Below are 20,123 nucleotides of genomic sequence, written 5' to 3'. Positions count from 1 at the left end.
ACCCTCTCCTTTAACTGAAATACCACACGGCCGCAGCACCAGGGGCTACGGCCAGCATAAAGGGAAACTTCAGTCCCTGCTTCCATGCCTGATTCAGCCCGGCGGACATCTCGTTTATACGAAGCAGCGGAGGCAACAAGACATTAATTACTCTCATAAAAAAGGGCCGATGTACAATTAACAGTACGATGCCGATCAGCCCGGCAAAAAGGATGGAATGGACCATAATTTGCAGCACAGGCAGCGGACCCACCCAGGCTCCGAGCGCGCCAAACAACTTCACATCCCCAGCCCCGATTCCTCTCATGATATACAGAAAAAGCATCGGGACGAGACCAGCCGCAGTACCGGCCAAAGTCGTGCCGAGACCCGGCAAACCGCCGGAGATGCCATAATAAAGCCAGGCACACACTGCGGCTGTGGCTGTCAGCACATTAGGTATTCTCATAGACTTAACATCAAACCACAGTGCCATTACAAGCAATACTCCTGCCGCTCCGCCCGCAAACAGCATAAATCTCCCTCCTTCTGCTACCTTGACTTGCGCACTTCAAAATGGCGTCCTGCGCTTGTCCCGTCTTCCCCTTTTATAACGAACTCCCAGGTTCCCGGCGTCGTATTCCCGGAAACATGCCATTCCCAGCCTATAACCCCGTTCTCATCCGCCTTTGCTTCTCCCAAATTTCTGGCCCTGCTTGCCCCGCTTTTATAGTCCACGGAGAGAGTCAGGCTCCTTCCTGGCTGAGTCAACACCGTAATGCGCGCTTTCCTGCCTGGCAGCACAGGGGTCGGTGTAATCGAAACAATTTGAATGGTGCCGGAATCCGGCTCCCCCATCCTGCCTGAGTTGGAAGGTGCCGAATCTTGAATCCATACCCGTTCAGCAGCATGCTCCTGAAGCACCAACGGCTTATTGGTAAACGGGAGGCGAATCGGCATTTCATATTGCGCCGTAATGGATAAGTAAGGATTAGCCCCGTTTTTTAAATCAGGCAATGAAACCTTGCTTATCATTAAATTGTCCGGCTCCAGCAGGCTTTCTTCAGCAAACTGCCGGAGCACAGGCTGAAAAGCATAGCTGGCAATCCAGTTTTGTATCGAGTCCCAGTTCCCATCCAAAGCAGAGGTCATTAAAGAACCGGCCGGTTCCGGGAGCCATTGTGAAAGCTGTTCGGCTGCGGCGGATATGCCTGCTGTCTGAGCAAGTTTGGAGGGAGCTTGCTGCTCTGTTTTATCCCTGAAAGACTGAACTGCAAGGGAAGCAGGATAGATATATGATGCCGCCTGTCTGACCGTTTGTGACACTGCATCTTGCAGTGCCATCTGAACGGCTGAAATATGGATAAAGGTAATGACCACAACTAGCATGAACAAAAACAATGGTGTAACTAACGCCGCTTCGAGGGCAATTGAGCCTTCATTCTGCTTTGCTTTACAAGTAAGACCAGGCCATCGTTTTTGTCGTTTCATATCGCTTACCTACAACCTTTCCGTTAAAAAGTCCCGCATTAGCAAGCTGCTTCATAATGCCCGGCAAGAACCACAGGTTGACCGATCCTGTAACTTCGCTTGAAACCCCTGTCGGCATATACATCAGCCTATACCCTGTCTTTTGCTCAATTAATGCAATCATGCGGCCCAGTTTGGCTTCCCTTGAACCGTGTACCAGCATAAACAACCGCAAGTAATCCTCATAACGTATAACAACTGCAGCATATTTGGACAAGGGGGTACTGCCATCCTTCACGAGCACAATCATATCCTCCAGTGCCTTCTCCAGGCCGTAGACAACTGCCGCCGCCAGAACAAGCAAAGGATGTCCCATGGACTTGCATTCAATCAGCCCTTCCATCGTGCGGATTGCCAGCCGCACAGCAAATATCTCAGAGTATGCTGAAGCAAGATTATAGGTTGGATGATGAAACCCGTACACCATGTACTCCATCTCCTGGCTTGATACTTCCAGCATTGTGCCCCCGCCGCTGCCCTCGCTGTTACTGGCATTCTTGTCAAATATGCTTCTCAGACGCTCAGGCTCAAAAAATTCAAAACGGGCCTTTCCGTACTCGCCAAGATATAAGGCCTCCATAACTTTTTCTAATGAATCTGCCATGCCCGCAAACATTGACCCCAAAGAAGTCATGGACTTGTCAGCTTGTTCGGATGGATCGTCCCCGTACTCAGGCTCGCCGGACAGCTGGTTCGCTGCTCCATTGAGTCTCATATTTTCCTCAAAACGCTGACGAAGCTGTTTAAACTGCTCACTGGCATCGTTCGTACCAGGGAGAGCGTTGACTTTCTTCAGAAGCCCGCGTGCCTCGCTCCATTTGGACTCGGCCTTCTTCTCGTGTTCCTTTCTCTCCTTGTCCGCCTTAACTGTACGATTCAACTCTTGCTCCCTTGCATTGAAGACAGATGCAGGGCTCATGTACTTCTGTTTATATATAGCGAAGGTCTGCCTAAGACTCCACACATCATTTGAAAGCGAAAGCGATGAATCCTGGGAAGCCATTGCTCCCCTAACTTTCTGCACGAAATCATTGATCTGGTTTTGAATCGCATCATAGTCCTGGACCTGCTTCTCAGTTTCTTCTTGATAATTATCAAACCAGCCGCTATCGATAACATAATCATTCAGATTGGCGCGAATATCCTTTAAATCGTCTGATTTCAACGGTACTCCTGATGTACCCTGCCCATTTTGGCTGCTCCCCGCACCTTCCTGTATGTAGAGCGCCTCATACCCGCTGCCGGCAGCGGATTGGCCGGATTTGTTCACAATGTCCCGAATTTGTTCATTCAGACTGGCGGCTTCATTCACTGCCTGCTTTGCCTTTTCGCTGTTCGCAAGGTGTGCTTCAGCCTGCTTGCGGCTTGAAATCTGAAGCTCGTTCAGCGTCGTATTTGCTGCCTTCTGATAGCTATTAATGGCTTGGAAGATGTAAAATGCGTGCTGGGCATCCACATACGGCAAGCTCTGCAGCATGGAAACGTAAGATGGATATCCGTTTGCAATCGCGGATATGCCTTCTTGTCCACTCTCTATCAAATTTGATATTGGAGATGATCTTACGGACTGGGCCGAAGAACGTTGAAGTGCAAAAGCCTGATCCAGCTTCCGTTCTCTTTCGTCGTAGAGCTTGCGTATGCCCTCCAGCACATTTACAGTTGCAGCGGCTTCTTTCAGCCCTTCTGCCAGAGGCTTGAAGCGGTTAATGAGCTCAATTGTAAAATCAACCGGCGCCTTATACTTCATCTCCTCAAGCACCTGCCGTTCAAAGACAGAATGCGTACCCAGCAGCTGTGCGGTATTGATATGTGCCGCTTCTCTCCTGATATCCAGCCACCGGACTGCAGCACCTTCTCCGCCGGTGAATCGTTCATCCACCACCTGATTAAAAATGTGCTCCGCATCCGTACCGCCCCTGCCGAACAGGCCATATTTTTCGTACAGCGTCTCGTCATAGGCCGACAGCACCGAGCGAACCCCTGCCCTGGCTGACATCTCAAGCTGGAGATTCATGGCAGCAATTCGGGCATAGTCAATAAACAAGGCATTGAACAAAAATACGAAGGACGTAATGATAATAAAATAGACCGATACGCTCCCCTTGTCTCCACACACAGCTTATCCTCCTCCCTGCCTGGAAGAGTGTCTGGAAATGATGGCGGCTGCTTCATCCCGATCCTTGCTGCCGTTTTTGAACTTGTCCACATAGTAGCGCACAAGGTCTACACTTCGAATAAGCTCCAACGGGTCTGTTATTGCGCTGCTGGCTCTGCCATACGGTCTTGAATTCTCCATTAGCCACTCTAGCGGAGTAATCCGTACGGGATGTAAAAGCAGTACAGCGGCCTCTTTCCCCCATAAGCTGCGATCCAGTTCCACTTTACCTTTATAGCCTCCCGGCACCCAAGCTGCTGCACCCCCAAGCTTGTGCTGTACAAGCGAGCCAGAGCTTCCCGCTCCGGTTGCTGCGGGCAAAGAGATGGTTCCGCCCCTTTGCCCGCCTGCGCCCTGGAGCCCGAATAGCGTTTCAAGCATTTCATCGTCCTTGACTCTCCAGTACAAGCTGTCATATTTACCTGGAGGAGCGAGTCCTGTTGCCGGACTGCGGTAGCTGTTATCCCACACAAAGGCGGTCCGCTCTGCAGCCTTGGATGCTGTGTAATATACAATCACATTTTGATACATATAAATGCTTACAAATAAGGACGTAACAGTAATGACCAGGATTAGCGGAAAAACCATCGACGATTCCACAGTAAAGCTCCCGTTCTCCGCTTGCAGTAACTGGCGCAGCCGTTTCATTTATGTTTAATTGAAGATCGTCTTTGCCGTAGTATCCGCGGTTCCCATTAAGCTCTTGACCAGCCTCAAAATCTGATCTTTGAACAGAAGAGCCACAAGTATCAGTACCGCAATAATTAAAATAATTTCCAGTGTCCCCATCCCATCCTCCGACCGCCACAGCTTTCCTCCAAAACCCTTCACCTTTGCCCACATCGATTTCATTTTCGTATTCCTCCTCATTTAAAGTTCATCCTTGTTTTCTAACTCGTTACGCAGCCTTAAAACTCTGTGTTTTCTTCCACTTACGACAAATTCATCATGAATACAGCCGGCGACCCGACAAGAACCATTAACACCAGAAAAATTACAGCCAGCGGAAATACCAGTTTCGAGGACGCTTCCTCCCCTTTGGTCCGGGTCACCGCCTTGCGCTTGTCCCAAAGTGTATAAGAAAGCTGCTGCAAGGACAGTCTGAAACGCTCTCCCCCCCGCTTATAGTTAAGCAGCAGTGAAGTTGTGAACATCGCAACCTCCTGTACGGCACAGCGTCTGCTGAATGATTCCAGCGCCATATGAAAAGGGACGCCATTATCCAGTTCATTGCACATTCTGGACAGCTCGGCATAGAGCGGGTGATCCTTCCGCTCCGGGCGGTTATCCTGACAACGGTAGATTGCCTTGCCCAGCGTCTCCCCTGCGCCTATAAGCAGCATCAGCTTGCTCAGAATTTCCGGGAGGGCAAGAAGAATATCCTGTTTGCGCCGTTCGATCTTCGTCTGGACCTCTCTGAATCTGGAGACCGGCCAAATAACCGCACTCACAATTCCGATATAAAATACTGCAGGTTCTTCTGCTGCCCATGAAATCAGAGCGCTGCCAAATAGCGCTGCATAGCTTAAGGCAAACATATTCCCGATAAACTGCTTGGTGGATTGAACAGAGTGGCGGGAGCCGTTCAGAATTACCAGCTTCGCATGAAGCGGATTAAGCAGCCCCTGTGCCCGGCTCCAGAGCTTCCACCTCTCCTGTTGTCTCATAAATGGAGCTCTCAGCAGCCGCTGCAATCCCTGCTGCTTTAAAGAGGACACCGGCTCTGTATGCGCCGGCCGGCGCATCAGTGACCAGCAGGCTTCACCTGCCCAGAGCAGCAGTAATATCCATGCAGCTATACCTGCCATATGCCCCTCCTTATAAACGGATATCTGTCAGCTTGTAAATGAACCAGTAGCAGCCAAACAAGGCAATTAGCGAAATCGTCAGCAGTACATATCCCATTCCTTGATACAGGGATGCCATGTAATCTGGGGAGATAACACCCAAAACGGCAAGAAAAACAAAAGGCACAGCCATCATAATCTGGCTCTCGAATTTCTTTCGGGCGATCATAACTTCAATTTCCTGCTGCATATCCAGCTTCTCCCCAATGACCTGCGATGTCTGCCGGATAATCTCTATCAGGTCTCCTCCTGACCGTTTGCCAATGCAGAATACATCAACAAACTGGGTAATCTCCTCCACACAGGCACGTTTACTGAAATCCTGCAGTCCAAGCTCCAGCGGCTCTCCATTCTCCAGGCGCAGCCGGATAATATCGAGTTCCCGAAGCATATCTCCGGGGAGATCGGAATAAATAAAGCGCAAATCCTCAGGAACAGCCAGAAAGGCATTCTCAACCGAGCGGCCTGCTGCCAGAGACGATGTGAGTGATACAAGCGTCTCCTTGAACTGCTGCTTGAGCCGATCCCTTCTTCGGTTGAGCAAATAACGCTGATAAATTCCCGGAGCGCGCAGGCCTGCTGCCGACAATACGAGTGCAGCCAGTATGGAATGGTAAAAGATATAAGCAGCTATAAAGCAGACCAGCATTCCGGTCAATATAGAAGCAGCTTTCTCACCAGGGCTCAAACTCAGCCTGTCGTATACGGGGAGCGCGTCTGAATCGGCTCCCCCCGTACGCTGCTGCGCTTGCATGTACACTAGCCCGATCCCTCCTCGTCCAGTTTGACGCCGGCCATATCAAGCTTACCGGAGTGACGAAGGCGATTTCCTGTTGCCCTCAGTTCTCCAGAGATCTTGCCCTCTGCTTCACCCGTTTCCGAAAATTGAAACAGCGGATTCAAAATGATCTCACCCTCCTGTACGCCGGCTATCTCACAGATTTCCACTACCTTGCGGCTGCCGTCATGCATCCGGGACAGATGAATGATGACATCAATGGCTGCTGCAATCTGCTGCCGGGCAACCGGAAGCGGCAACTCCGCAGCCCCCAGCACCATTGTCTCAAGTCGGCTGAGCATATCTTTGGTGCTATTAGAATGGCCGGTAGATAAGCTCCCATCATGCCCGGTATTCATGGCCGAGAGCATGTCCAGGGCCTCCCCGCCGCGCACCTCGCCTACTATAATGCGGCTGGGGCGCATACGGAGTGAGGCCCGGATCAGCTCCCTGACCCGAATTTCTCCGCGTCCCTCTGTGTTGGCATTGCGCGTCTCCAGGGACACCAGATTTTTCACCCGCGTGATCTGAAGCTCAGCCGAGTCTTCAATCGTTATAATCCGCTCATCCTCAGGAATATATTGGGACAGCGCATTAAGGAAGGTCGTCTTCCCCGATCCGGTACCGCCGCTAATGAAAATGTTGTACCGCGCAGCTACAAGTTTCTCCAGCAGCCCGGACACTTCGGCAGACAATGCGCCCAATGCAACCAAATCCTCCATAAGCAGCGGCTTCTCCGGAAATTTCCGAATGGTTAGCGTCGGCCCTTTCAGTGCAATCGGCGGCAGCACCACATGGACCCGGGAGCCGTCCTTCAGACGGGCATCCACTATCGGGGTGGACTCGTTCACAACCCTGTTCACTCCGGCTACAATGCTCTGGATAATATCCTCCAGACGCTCCCTGTTCTCAAAGGCTGCCGGATACCGTGTCATTCTGCCGCGCTGCTCGATAAAAATTTCGTCATGGGCATTGATCATGATTTCTGTTACAGACGGATCATCGATAAGCGGCTGAAGCACATCCATCCCGCGAAAAGAGTGGAACAGCCTCCGTACGAGCTGCAGCTTGTCCGCTGCTGTCATCATCCGTCCATTCTCCCTGCACCAGTCGAATACTGCCTGCTCGACCATGCCTGTCAGGGCACTGTCCGGGACAGAGCCGCTCAGATCAATGCGTTCCCGGATAAGCCTGCGCAGCCCAAGCACCACCTCCTCTGTCACATGCCTCTCCTCCTTCCGGCCAAATCCAATCTCTGATAATCCGCTGTACAACCCCGCGGTATACAGGTGAAGCCAGCATCTGCATCGGGTCCTTCACTTCTCTCCATTCGGGGACATAAGGAATCGCTGCCATTGCCTGATCGGTACGGTACTGCTCTTGCGGCGCAACTGCCGCCCGTGCCATGCTGTTATATACCTGAATCATCCGGATTTTGCGCGTTGCCTCAACGAAAGCCTCCCCCCATTTATGGGCTCCGAATTGAAGCATAATGTCCATTTTCCGCTGGCTCGTAGCATCACCGCCAGTCAGCCATAATGGTAAATGGCTGCTTCTCAGCAGCTCCATGCCGACTTCATCCAGCCTTCCTCCCATGTCTGCCACGACCAGGTCATACTCCCCGCTGTCCACAATCGCACGAATGGTCAGGGCAACCAAGCCGGAGGTCAGCGCTTGCCTCTCCTCAGGACTCGCAGCTGGAGCAAAATAATCGATCCCCAGCTCCGTACTTCGTCTCGTGCTTGCAGCAAGCTGCTGTCTGACCTGATCAGGCTTCGATTGCAGCACATACAGCAGCATGGAATAATCCTGCTCACTGCCCTCACCGCTCTCTCTCAAATACAGATCGGAAGCATTGTAAGGCTCCAGATTAAAATAGAATACCCGCTTCCCTGCCTCCGAAGCTTCTCTGGCAATATTCAGAGCGAGTGTCGTCTTGCCCATTCCCCCCATCGAGGAGAATAACGACAGCATGATTGCAGATTCTGGTTGCCCCGCCTTGTGTCTGAAGCCTCGAATATGGCTGAGCTGCATGTTCAACTGCTGAATCAGCCTGGGAAGGGACTGAAATTGTACGATTTGCGGCTTGCCGCTGTCTGTAATAAAAGGAACCAGATGAACAACTGGCAGCGCCTCCTGAACCACATCACGGACATGGGCCTCGAATTCCGGCTGCAGCAGAAGCAAATCTGCCGGGTAGCCTCCCCTGACGTATTGTCTCAATGCCTGCGGCTGTGTGCAGGCTGTCATCTGCCACTCTGCTCCTGCAGGTGCTTCACGTATATATTCCGCCAACCTCCTCACATATTCGGGCTCTTTTGCAGCTACTATCAGAGATAACTTCCCCATCTCTTCCCTCCTGAAAATCGGGCCAAACGCAAAAAAACACCGCAAACTACGCTAATGCGTGAGTTTGCGGTGCTTCCGCAGTTCATCCGATTTAAATATTGAGGTAAATTTACCATGTTTTCTTAGTTCAGTCAATAGCTGATTTGTAATCGCACGGGCTGCTATCTGTCGCCAAAGAACAAAGCGATCTCCCTCTGTGCGCTCTCATCCGAATCAGCCCCATGTACAATGTTGCTTGCAACATCCAATGCAAAATCCCCACGTATTGAGCCTGCCAATGCTTCAGAAGGATTGGTCTTTCCAATAATGGAACGGGCATTTTTCACTGCATCCTTGCCTTCCCATATCATCGCGAATACAGGACCGGAGGTAATGAAATCTACCAGCTCGCCAAAAAACGGCTTTTCCCGGTGCTCCCGGTAATGCTGCTCGGCAATTTCCTGAGAAATGGTCATGACCTTGGCCTCGGCCAGCTTAAAGCCTTTATGCTCAAAGCGAGAAACAATCTCACCGATCAGACCGCGGGCTACCCCGTCCGGTTTTACCATTACAAATGTATGATCCATTGTTGCTACCTCCCTGTAGGTACGATTCAATTTGCTTAGGCGGTTCTTCCTCATTCACCTGACAATTTACATGGAGCGGCTTTATGTATTTTGTGCCCAATTTTTCCGGCTGCCAACCCTTTAAGAACATAAACAATTCCGAATGCAGCCACCATTCAGCTTGCATGTTACGGGATGACATTTCATTAAAGCTGAATTGGAACTGTCGTTCGAATTTTAATCCCGGCACAACATATTCTGGAAATAAAGCTACCGTAACATAATTATATCCAGAATACAATATCGCTTCAAATTGGACGGAACAATTATAAAAGAACAACCCGCCTGGCTATTCTCGCCAGGCGGGCTTGCTTGTCATAGCTACTCACACCGCTGCAGGGTGCCTTCTCGTTAGAGCAAATCCATACAGCACAGCTGTTCTGTTACTCTGTAAGATCCAGGAATGTCTGAACATCAGCGATGCAGAGCTTCACCGCTTCGCTCCAGAAGGAGGTGTCATCCAGCTTCACACCGAGATGCTTATAAGCCAGATCCTCGACATTCATCCGTCCGGTGTCGCGCAGCAGGTCGACGTAACGCTGGGCAAATCCTTGCCCTTCCGCCAGTGCACGGGCATAGATGCCGCTGCTGAACAGGAATCCGAAGGTATAAGGGAAGTTGTAGAAAGGCACACCTGTCAAATAGAAATGCAGCTTCGACGCCCAGAATTCCGGATGCTTCCTCCCCAGAATATCACCGAAGGCTTTCGCTTGTGCATCTTCCATCAGCGTACTCAATTCCTCTACAGACAGCATGCCGCTGCGGCGTTTCTCGTAGAAACCCGTCTCAAACACGAAGCGTGCATGGATGTCCATGAAGAACGCCACGGAACGTCCCAGCTTATCTTCCAGCATCGCCAGTTTCTCTTGCGGCTCTGTTGCCATCTGCAGGGCTGAATCCGCAACGATCATCTCAGCGAATGTCGAGGCTGTCTCTGCCACGTTCATCGCGTAGTCCTGCGCAAGCGGGGGCAGATCATCCATCAAATACTGGTGATACGCATGGCCCAGCTCATGCGCAAGTGTCGCAATATTGGAAGCTGTGCCGGAATAGGTCATAAAAATACGGGTCTGCCTGCTTTTAGGGAAGGACGTACAGAATCCGCCCGGACGCTTGCCGCTGCGGTCTTCAACCTCAATCCAACCCTCACGGAACGCTTTTTCAGAGAATTCGGCCAGATCCGGATTGAAGGCGCGGAACCGCTCCACTATGAAAGCTGCTGCTTCATCATAAGGGACGATTTTGGCTGTTGCTCCAAGTGGCGCATCTACATCATGCCAGTCCAGTTTCTCCAGCCCCATCAGTTTTGCTTTACGCTGCAAATACTTTGTAAGCTCCGCCTTGCCGGCTTCAACCGCCGACCACATCGCATTTAATGTAGCCTCGCTCATTCTATTAATCTGGAGCGGCTCTTTGAGGACCGATTCCCATCCGCGCTTGCCATAGAGCTTGAGACGGAAACCTGCAATACGGTTCAACCCTTCACCGCACAGCTCAGCCTGCTCGCCCCACTCGCGCTCCCATTCATCAAAGGCGGCTTCGCGCACCGCCCGGTCACCATCAGACAGGCGGTTATGCATTTGTCCCGCAGACAGCAGTTGTTCGTTACCGTTCTCATCTTGGGCACGGAACTTGGCACGGCCTACAACGGTGTCATACAGATCGCTCCAGCCATGGTAGCCGTCAACAGACAGCTCGCTAATAAGCGCCTCCTGCTCAGGCGGCAGCTTATCCTTGGCGAGTTCCCGGCGTTCATTCAAATTAAAGGCGACCGGCTTAATCTCTTCCTGGCTCAGCCATGCTTCCCACTCTGCATCAGGCGTTTCCCTGAGCTGCTCATCAAAACGTGTCAGAACACCCTGGAAGCTTGCCGAAATCGTCTTCAGACGGTCATTCAGAAGGCTTGCTTTCGTATCCTTCATATCCTGGGCCTGCAGACAGGACACAAATGACCCTGATTCCTGTAGACGCAACATAATGGACTGTACCAGATCCGTCCAGGACGTCAGCCGCTCCTGCAGCGATTGCGCACTCTCTTTGTCGGCAAGCGATGCGCCCAACTTATTAATATCCTGCTCCAGTCCGGCCAACTCGGCGGCAAACGTCTGCGAATTAGAGCCGCCTTCATAGATGGAATCCAGATTCCATGTCAGTGACAGATTCTTCAACTCGATGATCTCCTCTCATTGCAGCTTATGCCGCATGCAAATTTAATTCTGACTGCGTGCTATGTATAAAAGCTGTAACTCACTGCGAAATGAATTTGCGCTAAGACGTCAGACAGTGTATAACAATACTATACCATAGTACGGAGCCCAAGGAGGAATACCCATGTCCAAGCCGCTGCAAATCTCACCTGATACCGCCATCAAGCTGTCGGAACAGCTTAACGTACCCATTGAGCATCTGATGCATATGCCACGGCATATTTTATTGCAGAAGCTCGCGGAGCTGGCAGCCAAGGAAGCCGGTGGGACCGGCACAGATACAGACAGCAAAAAAGAGGACCCAAAATCATGATCCCCTTCGAAAATTGTATTCCCTATGATCGTGTCATGAACGATATTTATGTGCCGCAGTGCCCGTATTGCAAACAGGAAAATGTGCTGCTGCCGCTTCGCCCGGACGAGCTTCCGGACATTCAGGGCGGCAAAAAACGGCTCGTCATTTTCCCATGCTGCCATGCCAGGGTTACCGTAATTGAGACGGATTCGGACTATCTGCTTACGACAAAGAAGGTTCCCCGATTCTAAACGGGCTATTTACTGCATCGCTTCAGGCAGTTCCATCTGACTGGCGAGCATTTCTTCCCGCAGAACCTGCCACTGCTCCCGCGAGCGGTGGATCATGGCGCTGTCGGTAATCTTTTTATTATGAATAACTCTGGAAAACCATTTCACAGCTTCATAGGGTTCATTCACCCTGCGATGCAGCTCGCCGATTAGATACATGAGCTTGGCATTGTTAATGGAGCTGCCCTCCACCTCATAGACACGTATGTAAGCATCAAGCGCGAACCTCAAAAAACGCTTCTCCTGCTCATACGCCCCCATGTACCGGTACAGCCAGGCAATATGCTGAAGCAAGCCGGCGATAATTCTCTCCTTCTCACCGACAGACTGCGCGCACAATAGCGCCAGCTTATAGCATTCCATTGCCTGGCTTAACGTCCGCTGTCCATCATAATCTCTCGGCTTCCAGTTCAAGCCCAGCTTGGCCAGATAACTGCTCTTTTGTCCTTCTGTCAAGGACGAAGCCGAGTTCTCGGTAGACGCAAAACCGCAGTACGGACATACCCTCACAACATAGTAGTCCGGGTTATTGTCATTATTATAATAGGAGCAAAAATCACTATCCATATGGGTCGCCTTTTTGAAGCTTGATCTCATGCGCGCTGTTGTAAAAGGTGTCTCGCAACAGGAGCAACGCACGTGGGTGGTGTATAACGGATCCAAGGCTTCCATTGATGTGATCATACTACTCCTCCTCGTTACCTGTATTTACAAAGTGGTAGGCTGGTCCGGATAAACGCTGCAATACAAAATGGCTTAAATCCGGGTCTATGTCCAGTTCCTCAAGCGCTCCTGCCATACAGCTCAGCCATGCATCCGCATGGTCTCTCGTAATCGGAAACGGCATATGCCGTGCCCGCATCATAGGGTGTCCGTATTCATCGGAATAAAGCTGAGGACCGCCAAAAAACTGGCTCAAAAACATATACTGCTTTTCTATTACAGGATCGATATCTTCGGGAAACAAAGGCCCTATCAAAGGATGAACCTTTACTTTCGGATAAAATGTCTCAACTAACCGGCGGATTGCCTGATCTCCGCCAAGAGCTTCATAAATTGTTGAATCAGGTCTTAGCATGATTTATCACCAAATCCAATTCCTTTTTATTTATTATAGCACTAATTTCCTAAACGAGCATTAGGAGTAAACGACAATTGTCCTAATTCATCCGACTTTTTTTCAATCAGAACAACATCTTTCGAATCAGTATCTGCGACGTAAGACTGAAATCCGGGCCATTTGCTTTACAATCCTCTCAAATCAAACGCCAAGCAAAAAAAGGATGTTGCCTCTAAACCGCAGCAGGCAGAGCATCCTTTTTTCCGATCAGTGCACATCTATAGTTAGTAGCTTCCCCAATCTTCATCAGATTCCATTAGGGATTGACGGATTACAAATACAAACAAGCAAACGAGGATGCCAGCTATTAGGCTCATCATCATCACTCCTACACTCGGTATAGTTCAATTGTAGCATACTCAGTTACAAAAGCACATCTATTTTTTGAAAACGTTTTCTTTATAAAATATTAGCGCCGCCCGGGCAATATGCAAGGAATCATCCTACTCTCCAATACCCGCTACACTCCCTTCCCAAACAAATGGACCGTGATTAATAAGACTGTTGGCGGCGCCGAACGGGCAGGTATGGGCTTTGAAAATATTATGCTTTTCTGCGATGCCTGGAGATATTTGTCCACTTCCTCTCATATAGTAAATTACATGTCCACTTTATGATCAGGGGGCCAAACAGATGCTTCGCTATCTCATTCATCCGGTTGTACTTGTCGCTTCAACGGCTCTTGTTTTGGCAATGCTGCTTGCTATATTCCCGGAATCCTCCCTCACCGCGGCCATACGGGGGATTTCGATCTGGTGGGAGGTACTGTTTCCCGCCCTGTTCCCTTTTTTTGTGATATCTGAGGTGTTGCTTGGATTTGGCATTGTCCACTTCTTCGGCACGCTGCTTGATCCGATGATGAGACCTGTATTTCGTGTTCCCGGAATCGGCGGATTTGTCATGACGATGGGTTTTGTTGCCGGGTATCCGGTTGGCGCCCGTCTGTCTGCCCAGCTTTATGACCAAAAACTGATTAACCGGACAGAGGGCGAGCGGCTGGTTGCACTGACAACAAGCTCGGACCCGATTTTCCTCATTGGCGCTGTAGCAGTCGGCTTTTTTCATAATGTTGCACTTGTCCCGGTTCTTGCCGTAGCCCACTACGGGGGAAGCCTCCTGATCGGCCTGCTCATGCGCTTTTATGACCGGAACGCTCCTTCTACACCTGTTAATACGAGAAAAAAAGAAGAGGCGCCCAATAACAGACTCGCTACCGCCTTTCTCTCGATGCACAAGGCACGGTTGGAGGATGGCAGGCCAACGGGCAAACTGCTTAGTGATGCCATCGCAGCCGCGCTGCGCCTGATGATGGTCGTAGGCGGACTTGTCGTATTCTTCTCTGTTGTGATGGAAGTCATGACAAGTGCAGGCGCAATCTCTGTCATAACATCGCTGGTGGATGCCGTATTCCAGCTATTCGGATTACCGGCTGTGCTTAGTCCGGCGATCGTGAACGGTCTGTTCGAAGTGACACTTGGCGTCAAGGCTGCCGGATCGGCTGGCGGGGCTATGCTCCTTCATCAAACTGCAGCCGCGGCGTGGGTGCTGTCCTGGGGCGGGCTGTCCGTACATGCTCAGGTTGTCAGTTTGCTTAGCCGTACCGGGATGCGTTATAAACCGTTCATTATCGCGCGTTTTGCCCATGGCATTATTGCCATGCTGATGGTTTATTTGCTGTGGGGCTGGCTCGGCCCGGGCATATAACATTGTGTTCCAAAGCGATTTCCGATATCATCATAACTATAGAATGAATGATGTAACGGAAGGAGCTATTTAGCTTGAAATATGCATTACTTGACCGGGGCGACAGCCACTCCCAGCAGCTGGCCAAGCGCTTCCACGAGCTGGCGGCAGAGAAGGGATTTGTACTGGACCCAAAATCTCCGGAAATTGTCATCTCTATCGGCGGGGATGGAACATTGCTCCACGCCTTTCACACCTTCATGGACCAGCTGTATGATGTTGCCTTCGTCGGGATTCATACTGGACATTTGGGCTTTTATGCCGATTGGCGGGCCAATGAGCTGGACGAGCTGGTGGAGATGATGGCGACTGCTGAGCCCAAGCGGATTCTGTACCCGCTCGCTCAGATCGACCTGGAAACTTCGGAAGGCCCGGCAAGCTATCTCGCACTTAACGAGTTTACGCTCAAGGGCGTGGACGGTACGCTTGTAGCCCAGATTAATATAAATGATGAAATGTTCGAGATGTTCCGGGGGGATGGAATCGTCATCTCCACGCCTACCGGCTCCACTGCATATAATAAAAGTGTAGGGGGCGCGGTCATTCACCCGTCGATCCCATCCCTGCAGATTGCCGAAATTGCATCGATTAATAACCGGGTTTACCGGACGCTCGGCTCTTCGGTTATTTTGCCGCAGCACCATCACTGCGATATTATTTCCAAGAAGGAGCAGCGCCTGGTCCTGAACATCGACCACCTTAATATTCAGCGGGACGATATCCGCTCGATCCGCTGCAAAGTATCAACGGACCAGATTTGCTTTGCCAGATACAGGCCGTTTCCGTTCTGGGACCGGGTCAGGGAAGCCTTCCTCGGCTATGAGGTCAACCCGAACGGGCTGTCAGCAGATCAGCAATAGATTTTTTTCGCTATCCGTTTTACAAAAAATGGTGTAGTGCATAAACAGATATTTTTATGTTATAGTTACGTGTAATTCCATAAAAATCCGCAAGTCATGCTGGTTCATCTAGAACGCAGGCTGGAGTGCGGGAGAGGTTCTTTAGCTACCCTCTATAAAAAACTAAGGAAGAGAACGGTATCCTTGGGATGCCGTTTTTTTCTGTCAAAAAGGAGAAATGAATCAAGTGAAGAAGTTGAATGAAAAAGCGGTTGTTGTATTTAGCGGCGGACAAGACAGCACAACCTGCCTGTTCTGGGCGCTGGAACGCTACCGCGAGGTGGAGGCTGTTACCTTCAATTATGGCCAACGCCACAAGCTGGAGCTGGACTGCGCTGCTGATATTGCAGCAGAACTTAAGGTTCGCCACCACGTACTCGATATGTCACTCCTCAGCCAACTAACCGCAAACGCGCTCACGCGCACAGACATACCCGTCGAAGCTAAAGAAGGCAGCCTGCCCTCGACATTCGTAGACGGGCGGAATCTGCTGTTCCTTTCATTTGCAGCGGTATTGGCCAAACAAACCGGTGCCCGCCGCATTATTACCGGCGTCTGCGAAACCGATTTTAGCGGATACCCGGATTGCAGGGATGTATTTATCAAATCGCTAAATGTGACGCTGAATCTCGCCATGGATTATTCCTTTGTCATTGAAACACCGCTAATGTGGCTGGACAAGGCTGCTACATGGGCACTGGCCGACGAGCTTGGCGCCTTCGAGTTTGTGCAAAGCCGTACACTTACCTGCTACAACGGCATAATTGCAGACGGCTGTGGACAATGTCCGGCTTGCCAGCTTCGCAGCAACGGACTGAATGTTTATCTGCGCTCCAGACCGGAGGAAATAAGCCTATGATACAGCAAATTTATCCGGCAGCATCCCACCCGTACAGCTTCGAATTAAACAAGGATTTTCATTTTGCGGCCGCACATTACATTCCTGCGGAAGAAGCAGGCAAATGCGCTCAAGTGCACGGCCATACCTATTTTGCGAATGTGACGGTTGCCGGGGACAGGCTGGATGAAGCCGGATTTCTGGTCAACTTCTCCATAATAAAAAAGCTGATTCATGAACGCTTTGACCATACATTGCTTAATGATGATCCGCTCTTTCATGATGAGGTCCAAGAGCAGTTTACCAGCTCGGAAATCGTAGCGCGCACGATCGCCGATCTTATACAAGCCCATCTCGATACGTTAACGCATCAACCGGTGTGCGTTCAGGTGTTTTTACGGGAGACACCTACAAGCTATGTCATTTACCGGCCAAAGGCTGCTGTGAGCGATGAATAGCATGGAGACGAAAAAAAACACGCGCCGCATTCCTGTGTTGGAAATTTTCGGGCCTACAGTTCAGGGAGAGGGCAGAGTCATCGGCCGCAAAACGATGTTCGTCCGTACAGCAGGCTGTGACTATTCCTGTGCCTGGTGCGATTCTGCGTTTACATGGGACGGCTCGGCAAAAGAGGATGTCCGGCTGCTCTCACCAACCGAGATTCTAACAGAGCTTGGACAGACCGGGTTGGACCGCTGTGGACATGTTACCCTGTCGGGCGGGAATCCGGCACTAATAAAGGAACTTGCAGCATTAATTGACCTGCTGCATGACCGGCAGATACAGGTTGCGCTCGAGACACAAGGCAGCCGGTGGCAGGATTGGTTTTTGCGCATTGATCAGCTGACCTTGTCCCCGAAGCCCCCAAGCTCAGGTATGGCAACGGATTGGGAAGCTCTGGATCAAATCATTTTACGTCTTGCGCAACATCAGCATCCCGATGTCAGCCTGAAGGTTGTTGTATTTGATGAGAAAGATTTGTCCTATGCCATTCATGTCCATCAGCGTTATCCGCAACTGCCCTTCTATTTGCAGGCTGGAAATGATGCGTTGACCGAACAGGATACCAGCAAGCTGCTGCTGCGGCAAATTGCACGCTACGAATGGCTGATTAATCAGGTGATGGATTCACCGGCACTCAAGCAGGTATCTGTATTGCCTCAGCTTCATACGTGGCTTTGGGGCAACAAGCGGGGCGTGTGAGAAATTCATAAAACTAATCATTAACGGGTTGAAAGGAACATAATCAAATGACAAATTCAATCAGCGGCAGAGAAAAAGAAGATTTGTCCGGCATTACACTGCTGGGCAATCAGGGGACGGTCTATCCTTCCGAATATTCCCCTGGCATTTTGGAAAGTTTTGAGAACAAGCACCCCAACCGGGATTATTTTGTAAAGTTTAACTGTCCGGAATTTACGAGCCTGTGCCCGATGACGGGACAGCCTGATTTTGCAGCCATTTATATCTCCTATATTCCGGATCAGCGTATGGTAGAGAGCAAATCTCTTAAACTGTATATGTTCAGCTTCCGCAACCACGGCGACTTCCATGAGGATTGCATCAACATCATGATGAACGATCTGATAGACCTCATGTCGCCCCGTTATATCGAAGTATGGGGAAAATTCACCCCTAGAGGCGGCATCTCGATTGATCCTTACTGCAACTGGGGACAGCCTGGAACAAAATATGAGACGATGGCCGAGCATCGGCTCATGAATCATGATCTGTATCCTGAGAATATTAATAATCGATAATATCATTTACGCTGTAAATGTTTTTCATGGTTAAATGCAATAAAAAACCGGCGCCCTCTTACGAAGGTTCGCCGGTTTTTACTGCTTCCTTGGCAGCGGCAGATTCCTGCTGTGCTTTGGATCTGTCTTTGTATTTGGGTCTGGCATGATCTCTAGGAGCATGTCTGGGCTCCCGGCGCTGTTCTTTTCCGGACTCTTTGTCCCCTGGAGCAGCCTTGCCTGCAGCTCCCTTCGGCTCTTTCGTCCGGAACTCACGCGGATGGGCTTCTCTAGTTTCTTTAGCTTCTTTTGGTGCAGCAGCCGCTGCCTGAACTTTGGCAGTTGCTGCAGGCACTTCCTCAATAACGGATTCTATCCTCACTTCGCCAGAAGACTCTGCTGACTCCTGTTGCAAAGCAATATCATCCGGCTCATGCTGCTCGTCACTCAGGCCGTCCTTCGGCTCCCTGCCGGCTTCCTTCGCCGACTGCTTGTCCTTGGTGTCGTCTAACAGCTTTTTGGGAGCCGCCAGCTTTTGCAGCATGAAATAGGCACAGCCAAAATTGCAATATTCATTAATATAGTCCGTAATGGAAGAATAGACAGAGTCCTTATTCGCCTTCGGATGACCGTCCTTGAAAAACCCTTTTAACCTTAACTGGCTATAGCCCCAATCACCGACAATGTAATCATACCGTTCCAAAACTTCACTGTACCGGTCACGGAAAGCTTCGGGATTCCAAGCGTTCTTATGTTCATATAACAATTCATATGATCTGCCGCCAACTTGAATCAAAGCCTTTCCACCCTTCTTATTTCATTACCGCCTCAGCCTTCGCGGCGGACTGCACCTGCTCATGGGCATGGTAGGAGCTGCGAACAAGCGGAGCCGACTCTACGTGGCTGAACCCGCGTGCAAGCCCTTCCTGCTTCAGCTTGGCAAACTCGTCCGGATGCACATAGCGTTCCACTTGAAGATGGCTTTTGGTCGGCTGTAAGTATTGTCCGAGCGTCAAAATATTGCAGCCTACTGAACGCAAGTCATCCATAGTCTGCAAAATTTCATCCCACTCCTCACCCAGACCCAGCATAATGCTGGATTTAGTCGGAATATCCGGGTTCATCTCCTTCGCTCTGCGCAGCAGCTCAAGGGTACGATCGTATTTGGCACGCGCTCTTACCCGGTCAGACAGACGTCTGACTGTTTCGATATTGTGGTTCAGAATGTCCGGCTTGGCATCCATTACAAGCTGCAATGCGTCGCGGTTGCCGAGGAAATCCGGAATCAGGACCTCAACACTGCACAGAGGCAGACGGGCACGAATCGCATGGATTGTCCCTACAAAGATTGAAGCTCCTCCATCCGACAAGTCATCCCGTGCTACAGAAGTTACAACACAATGCCGCAGTCCCATCTGCTCGGCCGCTTCGGCTACGCGATCCGGCTCCTGCAAATCAAGCTCTGTAGGCATTCCCGTTTTGACCGCACAAAAACGGCAAGCCCGGGTACAAAGATCCCCCAATATCATAAAGGTTGCCGTCCGGTTAGCCCAGCATTCATAAATGTTGGGGCAACGCGCCTCCTCACATACGCTGTGCAGCGTCTTGGAGCGCATCATATCCTTAATTTCGGCATAGTTGCCGTCGGTGGTCAATTTTATTCGAAGCCAATCAGGCTTAGCCAATGGTTCTTTACGTTTTGTCTTCATGAAGGCATACCTGCTTTCCTGAACAAGCGCAAAAAGGCGC

General features: G+C 50.6%; 23 protein-coding genes and 1 riboswitch. Of the genes, 8 read left to right on the top strand and 15 right to left on the bottom strand.

The window, feature by feature from the left end:
* Positions 1–10: 10 nt before the first annotated feature.
* The 11 genes from H583_RS0111775 to H583_RS0111725 form a co-directional block, all read right to left on the bottom strand.
* Entirely contained in the window at positions 11–514 is a 504-nt protein-coding gene (locus H583_RS0111775) for an A24 family peptidase (protein WP_028560648.1), read from the bottom strand.
* Between the two features lie 17 nt (positions 515–531).
* On the bottom strand, positions 532–1,470 hold the full coding sequence (locus H583_RS0111770) for a TadE/TadG family type IV pilus assembly protein (RefSeq protein WP_081667156.1): 939 nt from the start codon (positions 1,468–1,470) through the stop codon (positions 532–534).
* On the bottom strand, positions 1,433–3,625 hold the full coding sequence (locus tag H583_RS0111765; protein WP_028560646.1) for a hypothetical protein: 2,193 nt from the start codon (positions 3,623–3,625) through the stop codon (positions 1,433–1,435). Before H583_RS0111765 ends, H583_RS0111770 begins: the two co-directional genes overlap by 38 nt.
* A gap of 3 nt (positions 3,626–3,628) precedes the next feature.
* Positions 3,629–4,264 carry a pilus assembly protein gene (locus H583_RS32675; RefSeq protein WP_154665871.1) on the bottom strand — a complete coding sequence of 212 codons (636 nt, stop codon included), beginning with the start codon at positions 4,262–4,264 and terminating at the stop codon, positions 3,629–3,631.
* Positions 4,265–4,318: 54 nt separating this feature from the next.
* Positions 4,319–4,516: a Flp1 family type IVb pilin gene (locus H583_RS0111755; protein WP_154665870.1), complete on the bottom strand. Its 198-nt coding sequence runs from the start codon at positions 4,514–4,516 to the stop codon at positions 4,319–4,321.
* A gap of 80 nt (positions 4,517–4,596) precedes the next feature.
* On the bottom strand, positions 4,597–5,472 hold the full coding sequence (locus tag H583_RS0111750; protein WP_036709352.1) for a type II secretion system F family protein: 876 nt from the start codon (positions 5,470–5,472) through the stop codon (positions 4,597–4,599).
* Between the two features lie 10 nt (positions 5,473–5,482).
* Entirely contained in the window at positions 5,483–6,265 is a 783-nt protein-coding gene (locus tag H583_RS0111745; RefSeq protein WP_081667169.1) for a type II secretion system F family protein, read from the bottom strand.
* Positions 6,266–6,270: 5 nt separating this feature from the next.
* Positions 6,271–7,512 carry a TadA family conjugal transfer-associated ATPase gene (locus H583_RS0111740; RefSeq protein WP_028560642.1) on the bottom strand — a complete coding sequence of 414 codons (1,242 nt, stop codon included), beginning with the start codon at positions 7,510–7,512 and terminating at the stop codon, positions 6,271–6,273.
* The gene (locus H583_RS0111735) at positions 7,460–8,638 is read right to left on the bottom strand and encodes a P-loop NTPase family protein (RefSeq protein WP_028560641.1); all 1,179 of its coding nucleotides are present in this window, start codon (positions 8,636–8,638) and stop codon (positions 7,460–7,462) included. The genes H583_RS0111740 and H583_RS0111735 overlap by 53 nt, the downstream gene beginning before the upstream one ends.
* Before the next feature lie 161 nt (positions 8,639–8,799).
* Positions 8,800–9,204, bottom strand: a complete 405-nt coding sequence (gene ndk / locus H583_RS0111730) for a nucleoside-diphosphate kinase (RefSeq protein ID WP_028560640.1) — start codon at positions 9,202–9,204, stop codon at positions 8,800–8,802.
* A 422-nt stretch (positions 9,205–9,626) separates the two neighbouring features.
* Entirely contained in the window at positions 9,627–11,411 is a 1,785-nt protein-coding gene (locus H583_RS0111725; RefSeq protein WP_028560639.1) for a M3 family oligoendopeptidase, read from the bottom strand.
* A 163-nt stretch (positions 11,412–11,574) separates the two neighbouring features.
* Between H583_RS0111725 and H583_RS0111720 the strand changes: the two genes are divergently transcribed.
* Together H583_RS0111720 and H583_RS0111715 are read left to right on the top strand one after the other, a co-directional pair.
* A complete protein-coding gene (locus H583_RS0111720) occupies positions 11,575–11,763 on the top strand; it encodes a YycC family protein (protein ID WP_028560638.1) in 189 nt (62 codons plus the stop codon).
* Positions 11,760–11,996 (top strand): hypothetical protein, encoded by a 237-nt coding sequence (locus H583_RS0111715; RefSeq protein ID WP_028560637.1) that lies wholly within the window; start codon positions 11,760–11,762, stop codon positions 11,994–11,996. The genes H583_RS0111720 and H583_RS0111715 overlap by 4 nt, the downstream gene beginning before the upstream one ends.
* A gap of 9 nt (positions 11,997–12,005) precedes the next feature.
* Here the strand turns inward: H583_RS0111715 and H583_RS0111710 are convergent, their stop codons facing one another.
* Together H583_RS0111710 and H583_RS0111705 are read right to left on the bottom strand one after the other, a co-directional pair.
* Positions 12,006–12,719: a DUF2225 domain-containing protein gene (locus H583_RS0111710; RefSeq protein WP_425414515.1), complete on the bottom strand. Its 714-nt coding sequence runs from the start codon at positions 12,717–12,719 to the stop codon at positions 12,006–12,008.
* A gap of 1 nt (position 12,720) precedes the next feature.
* Complete coding sequence (locus tag H583_RS0111705) at positions 12,721–13,113, bottom strand: globin domain-containing protein (protein ID WP_028560635.1); 393 nt, start codon at positions 13,111–13,113, stop codon at positions 12,721–12,723.
* 675 nt (positions 13,114–13,788) lie between these two features.
* Between H583_RS0111705 and ylbJ the strand changes: the two genes are divergently transcribed.
* From ylbJ to queF, 6 genes are all read left to right on the top strand, one after another.
* Positions 13,789–14,859, top strand: a complete 1,071-nt coding sequence (gene ylbJ, locus H583_RS0111700; RefSeq protein ID WP_028560634.1) for a sporulation integral membrane protein YlbJ — start codon at positions 13,789–13,791, stop codon at positions 14,857–14,859.
* Between the two features lie 74 nt (positions 14,860–14,933).
* Entirely contained in the window at positions 14,934–15,758 is an 825-nt protein-coding gene (locus tag H583_RS0111695) for an NAD kinase (RefSeq protein ID WP_028560633.1), read from the top strand.
* 127 nt (positions 15,759–15,885) lie between these two features.
* Positions 15,886–15,930: riboswitch (PreQ1 riboswitch) on the top strand.
* 63 nt (positions 15,931–15,993) lie between these two features.
* Positions 15,994–16,656: a 7-cyano-7-deazaguanine synthase QueC gene (gene queC, locus H583_RS0111690; RefSeq protein ID WP_425414517.1), complete on the top strand. Its 663-nt coding sequence runs from the start codon at positions 15,994–15,996 to the stop codon at positions 16,654–16,656.
* Positions 16,653–17,093: a 6-carboxytetrahydropterin synthase gene (locus H583_RS0111685; RefSeq protein ID WP_028560631.1), complete on the top strand. Its 441-nt coding sequence runs from the start codon at positions 16,653–16,655 to the stop codon at positions 17,091–17,093. The genes queC and H583_RS0111685 overlap by 4 nt, the downstream gene beginning before the upstream one ends.
* Before the next feature lies 1 nt (position 17,094).
* Positions 17,095–17,838 carry a 7-carboxy-7-deazaguanine synthase QueE gene (gene queE / locus H583_RS0111680; RefSeq protein ID WP_028560630.1) on the top strand — a complete coding sequence of 248 codons (744 nt, stop codon included), beginning with the start codon at positions 17,095–17,097 and terminating at the stop codon, positions 17,836–17,838.
* Positions 17,839–17,897: 59 nt separating this feature from the next.
* Positions 17,898–18,395 carry a preQ(1) synthase gene (gene queF / locus H583_RS0111675; protein WP_028560629.1) on the top strand — a complete coding sequence of 166 codons (498 nt, stop codon included), beginning with the start codon at positions 17,898–17,900 and terminating at the stop codon, positions 18,393–18,395.
* A gap of 58 nt (positions 18,396–18,453) precedes the next feature.
* Here the strand turns inward: queF and H583_RS36095 are convergent, their stop codons facing one another.
* On the bottom strand, positions 18,454–19,170 hold the full coding sequence (locus tag H583_RS36095; protein ID WP_081667154.1) for a YutD family protein: 717 nt from the start codon (positions 19,168–19,170) through the stop codon (positions 18,454–18,456).
* A gap of 16 nt (positions 19,171–19,186) precedes the next feature.
* Entirely contained in the window at positions 19,187–20,083 is an 897-nt protein-coding gene (gene lipA / locus H583_RS0111665) for a lipoyl synthase (protein WP_028560628.1), read from the bottom strand.
* Positions 20,084–20,123: the final 40 nt, after the last annotated feature.

Origin of the sequence: Paenibacillus pinihumi DSM 23905 = JCM 16419 (assembly GCF_000422505.1) — a bacterium.
Lineage (GTDB): Bacteria > Bacillota > Bacilli > Paenibacillales > Paenibacillaceae > Paenibacillus_D > Paenibacillus_D pinihumi.
Note: the sequence above shows the minus strand (reverse complement) of the source record. Positions and strands in the feature narration are given on the sequence as shown.